Source organism: Nocardiopsis alba DSM 43377, from assembly GCF_000341225.1.
Taxonomy (GTDB): Bacteria; Actinomycetota; Actinomycetes; order Streptosporangiales; family Streptosporangiaceae; genus Nocardiopsis; species Nocardiopsis alba.
The window spans coordinates 131,070-145,305 of record NZ_ANAC01000015.1 but is presented as its reverse complement, the minus strand read 5'-3'; the positions used below and the strand labels follow the sequence as shown (position 1 = coordinate 145,305).

General features: G+C 70.7%; 12 protein-coding genes. 4 read left to right on the top strand and 8 right to left on the bottom strand.

Annotation, left to right across the window (positions count from 1 at the left end):
- Positions 1-44 precede the first annotated feature (44 nt).
- Together D451_RS0117610 and D451_RS0117605 are read left to right on the top strand one after the other, a co-directional pair.
- Complete coding sequence (locus D451_RS0117610; protein WP_234305843.1) at positions 45-443, top strand: hypothetical protein; 399 nt, start codon at positions 45-47, stop codon at positions 441-443.
- A 103-nt stretch (positions 444-546) separates the two neighbouring features.
- Positions 547-912, top strand: a complete 366-nt coding sequence (locus tag D451_RS0117605) for a hypothetical protein (protein ID WP_017535414.1) — start codon at positions 547-549, stop codon at positions 910-912.
- 64 nt (positions 913-976) lie between these two features.
- Here D451_RS0117605 and pgl read toward each other — a convergent pair whose 3' ends face one another.
- From pgl to tkt, 5 genes are all read right to left on the bottom strand, one after another.
- Positions 977-1,723, bottom strand: a complete 747-nt coding sequence (pgl, locus tag D451_RS0117600) for a 6-phosphogluconolactonase (RefSeq protein ID WP_014909374.1) — start codon at positions 1,721-1,723, stop codon at positions 977-979.
- A 1-nt stretch (position 1,724) separates the two neighbouring features.
- Positions 1,725-2,645: a glucose-6-phosphate dehydrogenase assembly protein OpcA gene (locus D451_RS0117595; RefSeq protein WP_017535413.1), complete on the bottom strand. Its 921-nt coding sequence runs from the start codon at positions 2,643-2,645 to the stop codon at positions 1,725-1,727.
- A gap of 22 nt (positions 2,646-2,667) precedes the next feature.
- Positions 2,668-4,218: a glucose-6-phosphate dehydrogenase gene (gene zwf, locus D451_RS0117590; protein ID WP_014911782.1), complete on the bottom strand. Its 1,551-nt coding sequence runs from the start codon at positions 4,216-4,218 to the stop codon at positions 2,668-2,670.
- A 159-nt stretch (positions 4,219-4,377) separates the two neighbouring features.
- On the bottom strand, positions 4,378-5,484 hold the full coding sequence (gene tal / locus D451_RS0117585; RefSeq protein WP_017535412.1) for a transaldolase: 1,107 nt from the start codon (positions 5,482-5,484) through the stop codon (positions 4,378-4,380).
- 94 nt (positions 5,485-5,578) lie between these two features.
- Positions 5,579-7,672 carry a transketolase gene (gene tkt / locus D451_RS0117580; RefSeq protein ID WP_017535411.1) on the bottom strand — a complete coding sequence of 698 codons (2,094 nt, stop codon included), beginning with the start codon at positions 7,670-7,672 and terminating at the stop codon, positions 5,579-5,581.
- 641 nt (positions 7,673-8,313) lie between these two features.
- Between tkt and D451_RS0117575 the strand changes: the two genes are divergently transcribed.
- Entirely contained in the window at positions 8,314-9,273 is a 960-nt protein-coding gene (locus D451_RS0117575) for a heme o synthase (RefSeq protein WP_017535410.1), read from the top strand.
- 72 nt (positions 9,274-9,345) lie between these two features.
- Here the strand turns inward: D451_RS0117575 and D451_RS0117570 are convergent, their stop codons facing one another.
- Positions 9,346-10,968, bottom strand: a complete 1,623-nt coding sequence (locus D451_RS0117570) for an OmpA family protein (protein WP_017535409.1) — start codon at positions 10,966-10,968, stop codon at positions 9,346-9,348.
- Positions 10,969-11,156: 188 nt separating this feature from the next.
- Positions 11,157-11,567: a hypothetical protein gene (locus D451_RS0117565; RefSeq protein ID WP_017535408.1), complete on the bottom strand. Its 411-nt coding sequence runs from the start codon at positions 11,565-11,567 to the stop codon at positions 11,157-11,159.
- A gap of 128 nt (positions 11,568-11,695) precedes the next feature.
- Here D451_RS0117565 and D451_RS0117560 point away from each other — a divergent pair, with 128 nt between their 5' ends.
- Positions 11,696-12,979, top strand: a complete 1,284-nt coding sequence (locus D451_RS0117560) for a PrsW family intramembrane metalloprotease (RefSeq protein ID WP_026125155.1) — start codon at positions 11,696-11,698, stop codon at positions 12,977-12,979.
- Here D451_RS0117560 and D451_RS0117555 read toward each other — a convergent pair.
- Positions 12,918-14,036, bottom strand: a complete 1,119-nt coding sequence (locus D451_RS0117555; protein WP_017535406.1) for a COX15/CtaA family protein — start codon at positions 14,034-14,036, stop codon at positions 12,918-12,920. The genes D451_RS0117560 and D451_RS0117555 overlap by 62 nt on opposite strands.
- Positions 14,037-14,236: the final 200 nt, after the last annotated feature.

Sequence of the window (14,236 nt, the reverse complement as noted above, 5' to 3'; positions counted from 1 at the left end):
AATGGGTTGTGGCGTTTCCACCCATGCCCCCCACCCGCGGTGACATGAACGTGTTCTCCCTGGTCACCGCTCTCATGGCCCCGGCCCTGTTCGCCGTGTTCGGGATACTGGCGCTCGATCACAAGTACGGGCTGGGCTCTTATGGGAGCGGCGCTCATGTCTGGCTGGCCATTCTGGCCTTCTGGCAGATGGCGGCCTGTTGGATAGGACTCTCATCGGGGTGGGTGGGGAGGAGGTTCCCGGAGGCCGAACGCTATGCTCGCGCGTTCGTCATCGGTCTATGGGTGCTGAACGTCCCCCTTCTTTTTTTCGGGGCCTGGTTCTTCCTGACCGCGGGGGCTCCACTGCTGCGACTGATCCCTCTGGGAGTGGCGGCCCATCTCTGTCTCGCCCTCTCGGTGGTCTCCTTCTTCCTGCCGGCCTCGAAGAGGGTCGAGCCGTGAGCCCGGCGGCGGATGTCCTGATGAACGGGGTCGCGGGGCATGAAGGTCGTCACGCCTCTGCTGAGGGCCTTGAACGGTTGACGATCGATCCCGGGAGGGTCTCTTGCGCACGATCGCCCTGCTGAACTGCGGGCTCTTCCTGTTCCTGCTGTCGCGTTTCCAGCTCGCCCATCAGCGGGAGGGGCACGGGTTCTCGCTGGTTCTGGCGGTGGTGATGGTGGTTCTGTTGCTGGTCCACCTCTTCGTGCTGCGGGACGGCCGCTTCGACCGCCGGCTCTCCGCCTGGGCGACCGTGCCCTACGGTCTGTTCGTCGTGGCGATGGGGGCGTTGGTCCTCTACGGCCTCCTGGGGGCGGAACCGTACCGGCACACGTTCGCGATCTTCGGCCTCGGAGCGCTCTTCCTCTTGGCCCCGCCGGTTCTCGCCCTCTCCGCGAAGAGAACGACACCCCCGCCCTCCGCCGCCTGACGACACCGGGGAACACGAAGGCGCCCCGGCGGGAACTCCCACCGGGGCGCCTTCGTGTGGAGGGCTACAGCTGCGCGGAGGCCGCCTGGTCCAGCCAGAAGACGGTCCGCTCCGCGCCGCGCGCTCCGGCCACGGGGGCCCGGTCCACGCTCGCGTCGGACAGGCCCAGCCGTACGGCCTCGGCCTTGGACTCACCCGCGGCCAGCACCCACACCTGGCGGGCGGTGCCGATGGCGCACAGGGTCAGGCTGATCCGGGTGGGCGGCGGCTTGGGGGAGTCGTGGACGGCCACCACGGCCGCCTCGTCCTCGTGCACGCCCGGCAGGCCGGGGAACAGCGACGCCACGTGGGCGTCCGGGCCCAGACCGAGCAGGCACACGTCGAACTCCGGCACCGGGCCCTTGCCCCGCGCGGCCACGGCCAGGGCCTGCGAGTAGGTGGTGGCGGCGCGTTCGGCCTCGGCGTGGTCGGTGCCGTCGGAGGACGGCATCGGGTGCACCTGGTGCGCCGGAATGTCGATGTCGGCGATGAGGGCCTCGCGCGCCTGGGTCTCGTTGCGCTCGGGGTCTCCCTCGGGGAGGAAACGCTCGTCGCCCCACCACAGGTGCACGTGGGACCACTTCATCCCGCAGGCCAGCGCCTCGTCGCGCAGGGCCGCGAGCGTGCGGATGCCGACCCCGCCACCGGTCAGGACCAGGTGGAAGTCGCGCCCCTCGGTCTCGGCGCTCACGATCAGCTTCGCCAACCGCGAGGCCGCGCTCTGGGCGAGCTGCTCGGCGTCGATGGTGCGGACGATCTCCGGTTCGCTCATCTCATGCTCCGCTTCCGGCGAGCATCGGGCCCAGGTGGCGGGCCGCGCTCGCGTAGGTCTCGTCGGCGTCCAGTCGGCGCAGCTCCTCGGCCAGGGCCTGGGAGGCGCCGCGTCGGGCCAGGGCCACCGTCTGGTCCGGCTGGCCGAACCTCGACAGGATGGCGACCTGGCCGTCTCTGCGGGAGATCGTGATGTCCCCCTGGTCGGTGCTCAGGCACACCTCGGTCAGCCCGGGGCCGTGCGAGGTGGCGCGCTCCACCGGGACGTCGAGGCGTTCGGACAGCCACGACGCCAGCAGTTCGGCGCTCGGGTAGTGCGGTTCGGCGGTCACCCGGGCCGAGTTCACCCAGCCGCACGGCTGGTCCATGGCGCTGGCCAGCAGCGAACGCCACGGGGTCAGCCGGGTCCAGGTCAGGTCGGTGTCGCCCGGACGGTAGTGGGCGACCCGCTCCATCAGGTCCTCCAGCGGGTTCGGGGCGCGCAGGGCGTCGGTGATCCTGCGCTGGGCCAGACGACCGACCGGATCGTCGGCCGGGTCGAGCGGCCCCTGGCCCGGCCACCACACCACCACGGGCGCGTCCGGCACCAGCAGCGGGGTCAGGACCGAGTCGGGGTGTTCGCCCAGGGGCCCGTACAGCCTCAGCAGCACCGCCTCGCCGGGGCCGGAGGTGCCGGGCCTGCGGATCTCGGCGTCGATGGCGGGCTCGGCCTTGGGGTCGCGGCGGATCAGCGCCACGACCCGGGACGGATGTTCGCGTCCGGCCTCGGTGGCGGCCCGGACGGCGTCGTAGTGGTCGGCCTCGTCGGTGACGATGACCAGGGTCAGAACCATGTTCATCGCGCCGCCGCCGACACTGAGACGCTCGGACATGAGCGCCTCGGTGATCTGCGCGGTGGTGGTGCGCGGCAGGTAGAGCGTCATCGGTTCCTCCCGACGCGGGCGGTCATGGGCGGCGCCACTGGCGGCCGTCCCTGGCGAGCAGTTCGTGGGCGGAGTCGGGCCCCCAGGTACCCGAACCGTATTGTTCGGGGCGGCCCTCCTTCGCCCAGTAGTCCTCCACCGGGTCCAGGATGCGCCACGACAGCTCGACCTCCTCCTGGCGGGGGAAGAGCGGCGGGTCGCCGATCAGCACGTCCAGGATGAGCCGTTCGTAGGCCTCGGGGCTGGCCTCGGTGAAGGACTGCCCGTAGGTGAAGTCCATGCTCACGTCGCGCACCTCCATGGAGGCGCCGGGCACCTTGGAGCCGAAGCGCAGGGTGACGCCCTCGTCCGGCTGGATGCGCAGTACCAGGGCGTTCTGCCCCAGTTCGCTGATGTCGGAGCGCGCGAACATCTGCTGCGGAGCGGCCTGGAACACCAACGCCACCTCGGTGACGCGGCGGCCCAGCCGTTTGCCGGTGCGCAGGTAGAAGGGCACCCCGGCCCAGCGGCGGGTGCCCACGTCGAGCCTGAGGGCGGCGTAGGTCTCGGTCACCGAGTCGGAGGGGATGCCCTCCTCCTCCAGGTAGCCGCGCACCGCGGCGCCGCCCTGCCAACCGGCGGCGTACTGTCCCCGGGCGGTGCCGGTGGACAGGTCCTCGGGCAGGGAGACCGCGGAGAGCACCTTCTCCTTCTCCGCGCGGATCGCGTCGGCGCTGTAGGAGACGGGCTCCTCCATGGCCACGAGCGCGAGCAGCTGGAGCAGGTGGTTCTGCATGACGTCGCGGGCGGCGCCGATCCCGTCGTAGTAGCCCGCGCGTCCGCCCACGCCGATGTCCTCGGCCATGGTGATCTGCACGTGGTCCACGTAACCGCGGTTCCACAGGGGCTCGAACAGGGTGTTGGCGAAGCGCAGCGCCAGAATGTTCTGGACCGTCTCCTTGCCCAGGTAGTGGTCGATGCGGAACACCGCCGACGGCGGGAAGACGTCGTCCACCACGGAGTTGAGGTCGCGGGCGCTGGTCAGGTCGTGGCCGAAGGGCTTCTCGATGACCACGCGCCGCCACGGGGTGACCCCGCCGGTCCCCTCGCCCTGTTCGGGCTCGGCCAGGCCGGACCTCTTGAGCTGGGTGACCACGGTCGGGAACAGCTTGGGCGGCAGCGACAGGTAGAAGGCGTAGTTGCCTCCGGTGCCGCGCGCGGCGTCCAGCTCGTGGACGGTCCGGGCGAGCTCGTCGAAGGCCGCGTCGTCGTCCAGGTCGCCCTGGACGAACCGCATGCCCTCACTGAGCTGGCGCCACACGTCCTCACGGAAGGGGGTGCGCGCGTGCTGACGCACCGCCTCGTGGGCCTCGTGGGCGAAGTCCTGGTCCTCCCAGTCCCGGCGGGCGAACCCCACCAGACCGAAGCCCGGCGGCAGCATGCCCCGGTTGGCCAGGTCGTAGATGGCGGGAAGCAGTTTCTTGCGGGCCAGGTCGCCCGTCACGCCGAACAGCACCAGCACGCTGGGCCCGGCGATCCGGGGGAGCCTTCGGTCCAGGGCGTTGCGGAGCGGGTTGGGTACCGCTCCCGGCATCACCGGTTCTTTCAAGAGTCTCTTTCTCCTGTCGAGCGTGGCCGATGCCTCGGTGGACGGGCACCCGTGCCCGCGCGGATCGCGCACGGGCACGGGGCGGTGAGAGGGTGCCTCGAGGGCCGCACGGGCTCCGGTGCGACGGAGGCCCGTGGATGCGGCCTAGGCGAGCTCGTCGAGCTTCATGGTCAGCCGGCCGAGCAGGCTCTCCCAGGAGTCCACGAACTTGACCACGCCCTCGTTCTCCAGGTGGAGGACGACGTCGGCCATGTCCACACCGGCCTCGCGGAGGGCGTCCATGTCGGCCTGGGCCTCGGCGTAGTGCGCCCGGACCGTGTCCCCGGTGATCTCACCGTGGTCGGCGGTCGCGTCGAGGGTGGCCTGCGGCATCGTGTTCACGGTGCCGGGGGCCACCAGGTCGGTGACGTAGCGGGTGTCGGAGTAGGACGGGTCCTTCACCCCGGTGGAGGCCCACAGCGGACGCTGCGGGGTGGCGCCCTCGGCGGCCAGCACCTTCCAACGGTCGGCGGAGAAGACCTGCTCGTAGTCCTGGTAGGCCAGCCGCGCGTTGGCGATGGCGGCGCGGCCGAGCAGACGCCCGGCCTCGTCGGTGCCGATGGCCTTCAGCCGCTTGTCCACCTCGCTGTCGACGCGGCTGACGAAGAAGGACGCCACGGACTGGATACGGGACAGGTCGTGGCCGTTGGCGCGGGCCAGCTCCATGCCCTCCAGGAACGCCTCCATGACCTCCCGGTAGCGCTCCAGGGAGAAGATCAGGGTGACGTTGACGCTGATGCCGTGCCCGAGCACCTGGGTGATCGCGGGCAGACCCTCGACCGTCGCCGGGATCTTGATCATCAGGTTGGGACGGTCGACCAGCCACCACAGCGACCGGGCCTCGGCGATGGTGCGCTCGGTCTCGCGGGCCAGACGCGGGTCCACCTCCAGGGAGACCCGGCCGTCCACGCGGTCGGTGGCGTCGTACACCGGGCGCAGGGTGTCCGCGGCCCAGCGGATGTCGTAGGCGGTCAGCATCCGGACGGCCTCGCCCACCGAGACACCGCGCACCCCGAGGGCGTGCACCTGCTCGTCGTAGGCGTCGCCCTCGGCGAGGGCCTTGTCGAAGATGGTGGGGTTCGAGGTCACCCCGGTCACGTGGTGGGTCGACATCAGTTCGGCGAGGTTGCCGGTGCGCAGTCGGTCCCGGCTGATGTCGTCCAGCCAGATGGACTGCCCGGCCTCGGCCAGATCCTTCAGTGCGGTGCTCATGTCCTTCTCACGCCTTCCCTGCGCTTTGTCCTGGGCCCGCGCCGCGCACGGGCGGCGGCCCCGCCGGGGAGGGCTCCCCGGCGGGACCGCTCCGTCAGCGTCCGACCTTGGCCAGACTGTCGCGGACCGCCGCGACGACCGCTTCGGAGGTGATGCCGAACTTCTCGTAGAGGGTCTGGTAGGGCGCGGAGGCACCGAAGTGCTCCAGGCTCACCGAGACGCCGGCGTCGCCGACGTAGGAGCGCCAGCCCATGGCGATACCGGCCTCGACCGACACGCGGGCGCGCACCGAGGAGGGCAGCACCTGCTCGCGGTACTCCTCGCTCTGCTCCTCGAACCACTCCACGCACGGCATGGAGACCACGCGGGTGGGGATGCCGGCCCGCTCCAGCTCGGCGCGGGCCTCCAGCGCGAGGGAGACCTCGCTACCGGTGGCGATGACGATGGCCTCGGGGGTGCCCCCCTCGGCCTCGGCGAGCACGTAGCCGCCCTGGGCCGCGCCCTCGGCCGGAGCGTGGACCTCGCGGTCCAGGACCGGGACGTTCTGGCGGGTGAGCGCCAGCGCGGTGGGACGGTCGGTGCTCTCCAGCGCCTTGCGCCAGGCCACGACGGTCTCGTTGGCGTCGGCGGGACGGATCACGTCCAGGCCGGGGATGGCGCGCAGCGCCCACAGGTGCTCGATCGGCTGGTGGGTGGGGCCGTCCTCGCCCAGACCGATGGAGTCGTGGGTCCACACGTAGGTGACCGGCAGCTTCATGAGCGCGGCCAGTCGCACGGCCGGACGCATGTAGTCGCTGAAGACCAGGAACGTGCCGCCGTAGGGGCGGGTGGGGCCGTGCAGGGCGATGCCGTTGAGGATCGAACCCATGCCGTGCTCACGGATGCCGAAGTGCAGCACGCGACCGTACGGGTTGCCGGGGAACATGCCGCTGGCCCGGTCGAAGGGGAGGAAGGAGGGCTCGCCCTTGGGGGTGGTGTTGTTGGAACCGGCCAGGTCGGCCGAGCCGCCCCACAGCTCGGGCAGGATCGGCGCGACCGCGCTCAGCACCTCGCCGCTCGCCTTGCGGGTGGCCATCCCCTTCTCGCTCGCCTCGAAGGAGGGCAGCGACTCCTCCCAGTCCTCGGGCAGCTTGCCCGACTGGAGCCGGTCGAAGAGCTCACCGTGCTCGCCGGCGCCCTTGCGCCAGGCGTCGAAGGCGACCTCCCAGGCGGCGTGGGCCTCGCGGCCCCGGTCCAGTGCCTTGCGGGTGTGCTCGATGACGGCGTCCTCGACCGCGAACGGCTCGTCCGGAAGGCCCAGGATCTCCTTGGTGGCGGAGATCTCGGCGGCACCGATGGCGGCGCCGTGGATGGCGCCGGTGTTCTGCTTGTTGGGCGCCGGCCAGCCGATGACGGTGCGCAGACGGATGAAGGTCGGACGGTCGGTCTCGGCCTTGCCGCGCAGGATCGCCTGGTAGAGGCCGTCGACGTCCTCGACGTACTCGCCGGTGGCGGTCCAGTCGACGTCCTCGACGTGCCAGCCGTAGGCCCGGTAACGGGCCATGACGTCCTCGCTGTGCGCGATGCGGGTGTCGTCCTCGATGGAGATCTGGTTGTCGTCCCAGATCATGATGAGGTTGCCCAGGTTCTGGGTGCCGGCCAGGGCGCTGGCCTCGTGGCTCACGCCCTCCTGGACGTCGCCGTCGGAGCAGAACGCGTAGACGTGGTGGTCGAAGGGGCTGACGCCCGGACCCGCCTCGGGGTTGAACAGGCCGCGCTCGCGGCGGGCGGCCATGGCCATGCCGACGGCGTTGCCCACACCCTGGCCGAGCGGGCCGGTGGTGGTCTCCACGCCGGGGGTGTGGCCGACCTCGGGGTGACCCGGGGTGAGGCTGTCCCACTGGCGCAGCGACTCCAGGTCCTTCAGGGTCAGGCCGTAGCCGGCGAGGTAGAGCTGGATGTACAGGGTGAGGCTGGAGTGTCCGATGGACAGTACGAAACGGTCCCGGCCGACCCAGTCGGGGGCGGCGGGGTCGTGGCGCATGACCTTCTGGAAGAGGAGGTAGGCGGCGGGAGCGAGGCTCATCGCGGTACCGGGGTGACCGTTACCCGACTTCTCTACCGCGTCCATCGCCAGCGCCCGAACCGTGTCGACGGCACGGAGGTCGAGGTCCGACCACTCCAGATTCTGCGGGGTGTGGGCGTTCACGGACTTTCGTTCTCCTTCTCGGGCACCGGAGGCACCCGTTTCCGGGGCGGGTGGTGGTCGTGTGTACTTGTTGTCCGCCGGGATCGACGGACGACCCGCTCGTGGGGCGGGCCGAGAGGGGTGTGCGAGGGCGGGGTCGCTCGGCGTCGGGCTGTGGACGTCACGCGGCCCCGAAGCACGTGTCCGGTCCGTGTTCGCACGAGGTCGGTGGAACACGGACGGGGCCGTCTGCGAGCCTATCGTCCGCGGCAGGGGATGTGGGTGCCCGACACCTCCCGCACCGGCTGGTGGAGGGGGCGTGGGGCCGGATCCCCGCGCTCGGTGGGGCGCGTGGCACGCTGGAAGCGTGGTGGGGCTTGTGCGACCCTTCTGTACACCCGAGGGGCGGCGAGGTCTCGGGCCGAAGGTCCCGGCCGGCGGGGCACCCGTACCCAGGGGGCAGGTCTCCGGTGCGCGCGAGGAAGTACTACAGTATGTCGTTGACGGGGTTTTCGCTGATCCTGACGCTTTGTCGGTCCGATCGACCCCGCGTGGCGAGCAGTGTCGAAATTCCCTAAGAGTTGTCGAGGTATCCGCGTGTCTGAAACCGAGCCGGCCCCCCAGGGGACAGGAGTGCTTCCGGCCGTGGGGACGCGGCACCCATGACACTCACCAACCGTTCCCCGCAGGCCGGATCGCCCACCCCCGAGGCCCCCCGTAAGGCCGCCCTGGGTGACTACGTCCGTGCCTATGTCGCTCTCTCCAAGCCCCGCGTCATCGAGCTTCTGCTCATCACCACCATCCCGGTGATGTTCGTGGCCGCCGGGGGTGTGCCGCCGCTGTGGACCGCGGTCGCCACCCTGCTGTTCGGCACCATGTCGGCGGCCAGCGCGAACGCGATGAACTGCTACATCGACCGTGACATCGACCGTGAGATGCGTCGCACCCGACAGCGTCCGGGCGCGATGGACCTGGTCACACCGAAGGGCGCCCTCATCTACGGGCTCGCCCTGGCGATCGGCTCCACCGTCGGCTTCCTGGTGTTCGTCAACGTGCTGTCGGCGACGCTGTCGGTCTTCGCGATCCTCTTCTACATCTTCGTGTACACGATGCTGCTCAAGCGTCGTACCGCGCAGAACGTGGTGTGGGGCGGCATCGCGGGCTGTATGCCGGTCCTCATCGGCTGGGCCGCGGTCACCAACAGCCTCGACTGGGCGCCGTTCGTCCTCTTCCTGGTGGTGTTCTTCTGGACGCCTCCGCACACCTGGACCCTGGCCATGCGTTACCGCGAGGACTACGCCGCCGCCAAGGTGCCGATGCTCCCGGTGGTCGCCGGCGACCGTCGCGTGCTGCTGGAGACGGTGCTGTACAGCTGGGCCACGGTCATCGTCTCGCTCATCTTCTGGCCGGTCGCGGGGACCACCGTGTTCTACGGTGCGGTCGCCCTCATCCTGGGCGCGCTCCTGGTGGTCCAGGCCCACCGCCTGCTCAGCCGCTCGATGGCGGGGGTGAGCGGGGCCAAGCTCAAGACCATGGGCTTCTTCCACCTCTCCAACGCCTACCTGGCGCTGCTGTTCACGGCGGTCACCATCGACCCCCTCATCGCGCGACTGCTCGGCTGAGCGGTCCCGTAACGACGCGGACGGCGCCCGCCCCGGATCCTCGGGGCGGGCGCCGTCGTTCGTGGGTGAGGGTCATTCCACCGGGATCGTGAAGGCGCCGAAGGGGCCGGCGTCCAGCTCCACCTCGTCCACGCCCAGGGCGGGCGCGGGGAAGTAGACGAAGGTCCTGCGGCTCTTCCCACCGTCGGGGAACGGGTTGAAGTGTCGGGTGGACAGGTAGCGGGGGTCCTCGTCCTCGGGGTGGGAGGGGCCGATACGGACGGCCCGCAGGACGTCGTCACCGCCGGGGGCGCTCACCGAAAAGGCGGTCATCTCTCCGCCCCGCAGGTCTCCGGAGAGGGGAGAGACGACGTGCGGCACCGTCCCCGATCCGCTGTCGTCGTGTTCGAGTTCGAAGACCCCGACGAGGTAGGAACCGTCCCGGTACATCGGATACGCGTGCAGTCGATAGCGCGCGACGTCGCTGAGGAAGGTCGCCTCGCCCGTGGCGACGACCTCGCCGTCGCCTTCGCGGAACGGCGCCGGCGGCGCGGCCACGTGCTCCGTCCCCTCGGTGACGGTGGTACCGGCCTCTTCGCCGGTCTCCTCGCGTTCGCCCTCGGGAAGCAGGTGGTAGGAGATCTCCACCCGCCGGTTGGCCGCGCGCGCCTCCTCGACCTCCTCCTCGGTGTCGGCGTTCTCGCTTGCCACCGGTTCGGTGTCCCCGCGTCCCTCGGTCTCGTACGCGTAGTCGGTGCCCAGCTCCTCGCGGAGGAAGGCGTGGACGGCCTCGGCACGCTCCTCGGACAGGGTCAGGTTGTAGTCGCCCGCCCCTTGCCCATCGGTGTGGCCCACGATCGTGATCGGCGGCCGTGAGGGGTCGGCCTCGGCCCGGGTCTCCTCGGCCACCTCGCGCAGGACCTCTTCGGCCTCTGTGGTGAGCTCGGACTCGTCGAGATCGAACAGCACGTCGGCGTGCAGTCCCACCGTCGTCTCGTCCGCGCCGCCCGTGTGGACCCGGTCGGGCCGCTCGACGATGGAGTACAGGTCCTGGACCCGATCGTCGGGGTCGCCGGCCGGTTCGGCGTCGCCGGGTCCGGGACGCACGGTGTCGCCCGGGTCGATGTGGTTGTGGTCGATGTCGTCGGAAGGCTGGGCGGAGGGCTCGCCCCGGTCCACCACGGGGATGCCGGTGAACTCTCCGGCGTCCCCGGTGGTGTGGAGGGTGAGGCGTTCCACCCCCTCGGGGATCGGTGGGAAGTGGATCTCGAACTCGTAGGTGGCCCCGGGGACCCAGTTGGGCGGCATGGGGCTGCCGATCGTGCGGTCGTCGGAGTCGAGCAGCGGGAGATAGTGCTTCCGTCCGACCGGGTCGGTCAGGGAGAACGCCCAGTTCCGGCCGAGCAGTCCTCGGGAGAAGGCGGCGGGGCGGTGGATGTAGCTCTGGTCGGTCTCACCGGTGGCCTCCACGGTGAGACGGAGGACGCCGCGGTCCCGGCCGCGCTCGATGTGGTGCACCGCCACCCGGGCGGGGAAGTCATAGGCGCCGAAGAGCCCCTCCCTGACATAGGGGCCTTCGGGATAGGTGGTGGTCTGTTCCGCCGTGCTCTCGGGGTCCGGGACGTCCTCGGTGTCGGTCGGGGCGCATCCGATGGCCATGATCAGGGTGCCGACCAGGACCAACGCGGTGGGGATCGTTCGGGTGCTCCGTGGCATGCCTCTCCTTCGGGGGGTCTCACCGTCTTCGGAGGCAACTCGAAGAGGTGGGTTTCGTTGAAGGGGTTGTCGGTAAAGCACACTATGTTGCCTTGCGCGCGAGGTAAAATCCCGGAGCGGTCCCGTAACGACGCGGACGGCGCCCGCCCCGGATCCTCGGGGCGGGCGCCGTCGTTCGCGGGGGAGGGTCAGGAGGCGGGGCGTCGGCTCCACGCGAGTACGGCCGCCCACACCACCAGGGCGACCAGGACCAGTGCCAGGGGGACATGGCCCTGAAGGGGGCCGTAGGTGCCCAGCGCGGCCTGGACGAAGCCCAGGGCGAAGGTGGCCAGGCTCAGCAGGAGGACGTTCAGATCGACGCCGGAGCCGCGGCCGGCCCCGAACCACACCATCGCCGCGGCCAGGAGCTGGACGGCGGCGGTCACGTGCACCGCGTAGGCGCCCCCGTTGTGCAGGGGCAGGGCGGTCGCGTCGAACGTGACGAGCCGTCCGGCGGTGACGAACTCCCACACGAGGGCGGCCACGGAGGCGAGGACCGCCACCCGCAGCGTCCATTCCCGACCGGAGACGGTCCTGCGCGGGGTGATGTCCTTCTCCATGCCAGAGGCCTTCCTCACGGGTTCGATCGTTCGCCACCATCCTGTCGCACGTGGGAGGGGGACCGTACCGCCCCCGACCGGGGCGGACGGCGCGCCCGCGAGCCCGGCAGACGATACGATCTGTGCTCATGCCCCGACTCGACAGCAAGGCCATTCTCCAGGGCCGCAGATCCCGTTATTCGATGACCCTCATCCTGGGCACCGCCATCAGCGTGGTGTGCATGCTCGGGATGCTCGGGTACCTGTGGATCCTGGCCATGGCCGGGGGAGCGGCCGCCGGGATCGACGGTGCCACGGGCTTCGTGGTCAGTCTGGTCGCGGCGATCGTCCCGGTCACGATCCTCGTCCCGCTCATCCTCATGCTCGACCGGCTCGAACCCGAGCCCGGCTGGGTGCTCTTCTTCGCCTTCGTCTGGGGCGCGGGGGTGGCGGTGCTCGCCTCGCTGCTGCTCAACAGCTGGGGCATCGCCTACCTGATGGTGCCCCTGTTCGGGCAGAGCGTGGGCGACTTCCTCGGCACCTCCATGGTCGCCCCCGTGGTCGAGGAGAGCGCCAAGGGCATGGTCCTGCTCCTGCTGCTCTGGCGGCGCCGCAACGAGATCGACACCTTCACCGACGGCGTGGTCTACGCGGGGATGGTGGCCACCGGTTTCGCCTTCACCGAGAACATCCTGTACTTCCTCGGCGCCTTCTTCGACGGTAGCCTCGTCGCGACCTTCGCCATCCGCGGGGTGGTCGCCCCCTTCGGCCACCCGATCTACACCGCCATGACCGGCCTGGGCGTGGCCTACGCGGCGATGCGCACCGGCGGTGGACGTTTCCTCGCCCCGATCGCCGGCTGGGTGCTGGCGGTGCTGCTGCACGGCATGTGGAACGCGTCGACGATCTTCGGCTGGTACGGCCTGGGTCTGGCCTACCTGGTGCTGTTCGTGGTGCTGATGGGCCTGCTGGCCATCGCCGCGCGCGACCGTCGCAGCCAGGTGGCCGCCATCGACCGCTACCTTCCGCCCTACATCTCCACCGGCCTGGTGACCCCGGCCGACATCACCATGCTCAGCTCCATGAGCGGGCGCCGTCAGGCCAGGGACTGGGCCGCGCGCAACGCCGGTGCCCGGGGGCGCGCGGCGATGAAGGACTATCAGCTGGCCGCCACCGAGCTGGCCCTGCTGCACCGCAAGATGGACGCCGGTGTGCGCCGCACGGACTGGAAGGTCAGTCGGGACTCGTTCCTGGCCCTGATGCACGTGGCCCGGGACACCTTCCTGGGGCACGTGCCCCGGCCGGTGACCCCGGGCTGGGCGGAGACGCCCACCGACTCCGGGTTCCTACGTCGCGCCGACTTCGCGCACGTCATCGCTCAGGCGCAGGCTCAACAGAGCTACGTTCCCCGGCACGGTCAGCCTCCTCGCTGACCTCCTCGCCCGGAGGGGTCAGCCGCGTGGTGGCGAAGTACAGGCGGGAGATCGCGACCCAGGTCAGACCCGAACCGAGGACGTGGAGCACCACGAGCGCCTCGGGCAGCTCCAGGGCGTACTGGGTGTAGCCCAGGACGCCCTGGAGGAGGACGATCACCAGCAGGATCACGCTGTTACGGCGGGCGGGGGCCCCGGCGCCGCCGCGGAAGGCCAGGATCACCGCGGCGGCGGCGCCGACCAGGGTGAGCCAGGCCAGGGCCGAGTGCACCCGGGTGACCGAGGGCAGGTCCAGCGCCCAGCGCGGGGCGGCGGCGTCCCCGCCGTGCGGGCCGGTACCGGTGACCACGGTGCCGGCGATCAGGAGCAGGAAGCCGACGACGACCAGGCCGATGCTCACGGTGTGCAGCATGGGGCCGACCACGATCCGCGGCCGTCCTTCGGGCTCCTGGCAGCGCACGTACAGCGCGACGGTGATGAAGACCATCACCATCGACAGCAGGAAGTGGGTGGCCACCGAGGCCGGGTGCAGGTCGGTCCACACGGTGATGCCGCCGACCACGCCCTGACCGAGGACGCCGAAGGGGATGATCACGGCCAGCCGGAACAGGTCCTTGCGGCGCGGGGTCATGCGCAGGACGGCGATCAGGGTGATCACGGCGACCGCCAGGACCACGAAGGTCAGCGTCCGGTTACCGAACTCGATGGCGGCGTTCAGGGCCGCGTGACCGGTGTCGATGGGCACGAAACTGTCGGGCGTGCACTTGGGCCACTCCGAACAGCCCAGCCCCGAGGAGGTGACCCGCACGGTCGCGCCGGTGACGGCGATCCCGGCGTTGACGGCGACGTTGCCCAGCGCCCAGGCGCGCAGCGACCGCGAAGTGGGGTTCCAGATGGTGCGGGCCAGGAGGGCCAGGGCCAGGACGCCCACGAGCGCCACGGCGATCTGCCATCCCCAGAGGGGCACGCCGAGGAGGACGATGTCGTCGATCTCGTCCGCCGCGAGCGGGGGAAGGGTGTGCGCGGCCGTGGTCACGGCGGCCGGGGAAGCAAACATACGACAGACTGTAGTACATCGTTCGGGGTCGTCCGACGTGGCCCCGCCGTCCGCCGCCACCTGCGGAGACACCGGGCTCCGAGCGGACGAGCCGTCGGGGATGTTCGTGATCCGCGCGTGAGGCGGTCTCTCCACCGGATCCCCCGGAAGGAGACGTTCACCGGCCGACGGCCGAGGACCCCTTCTCGTCTCCCGGTCCG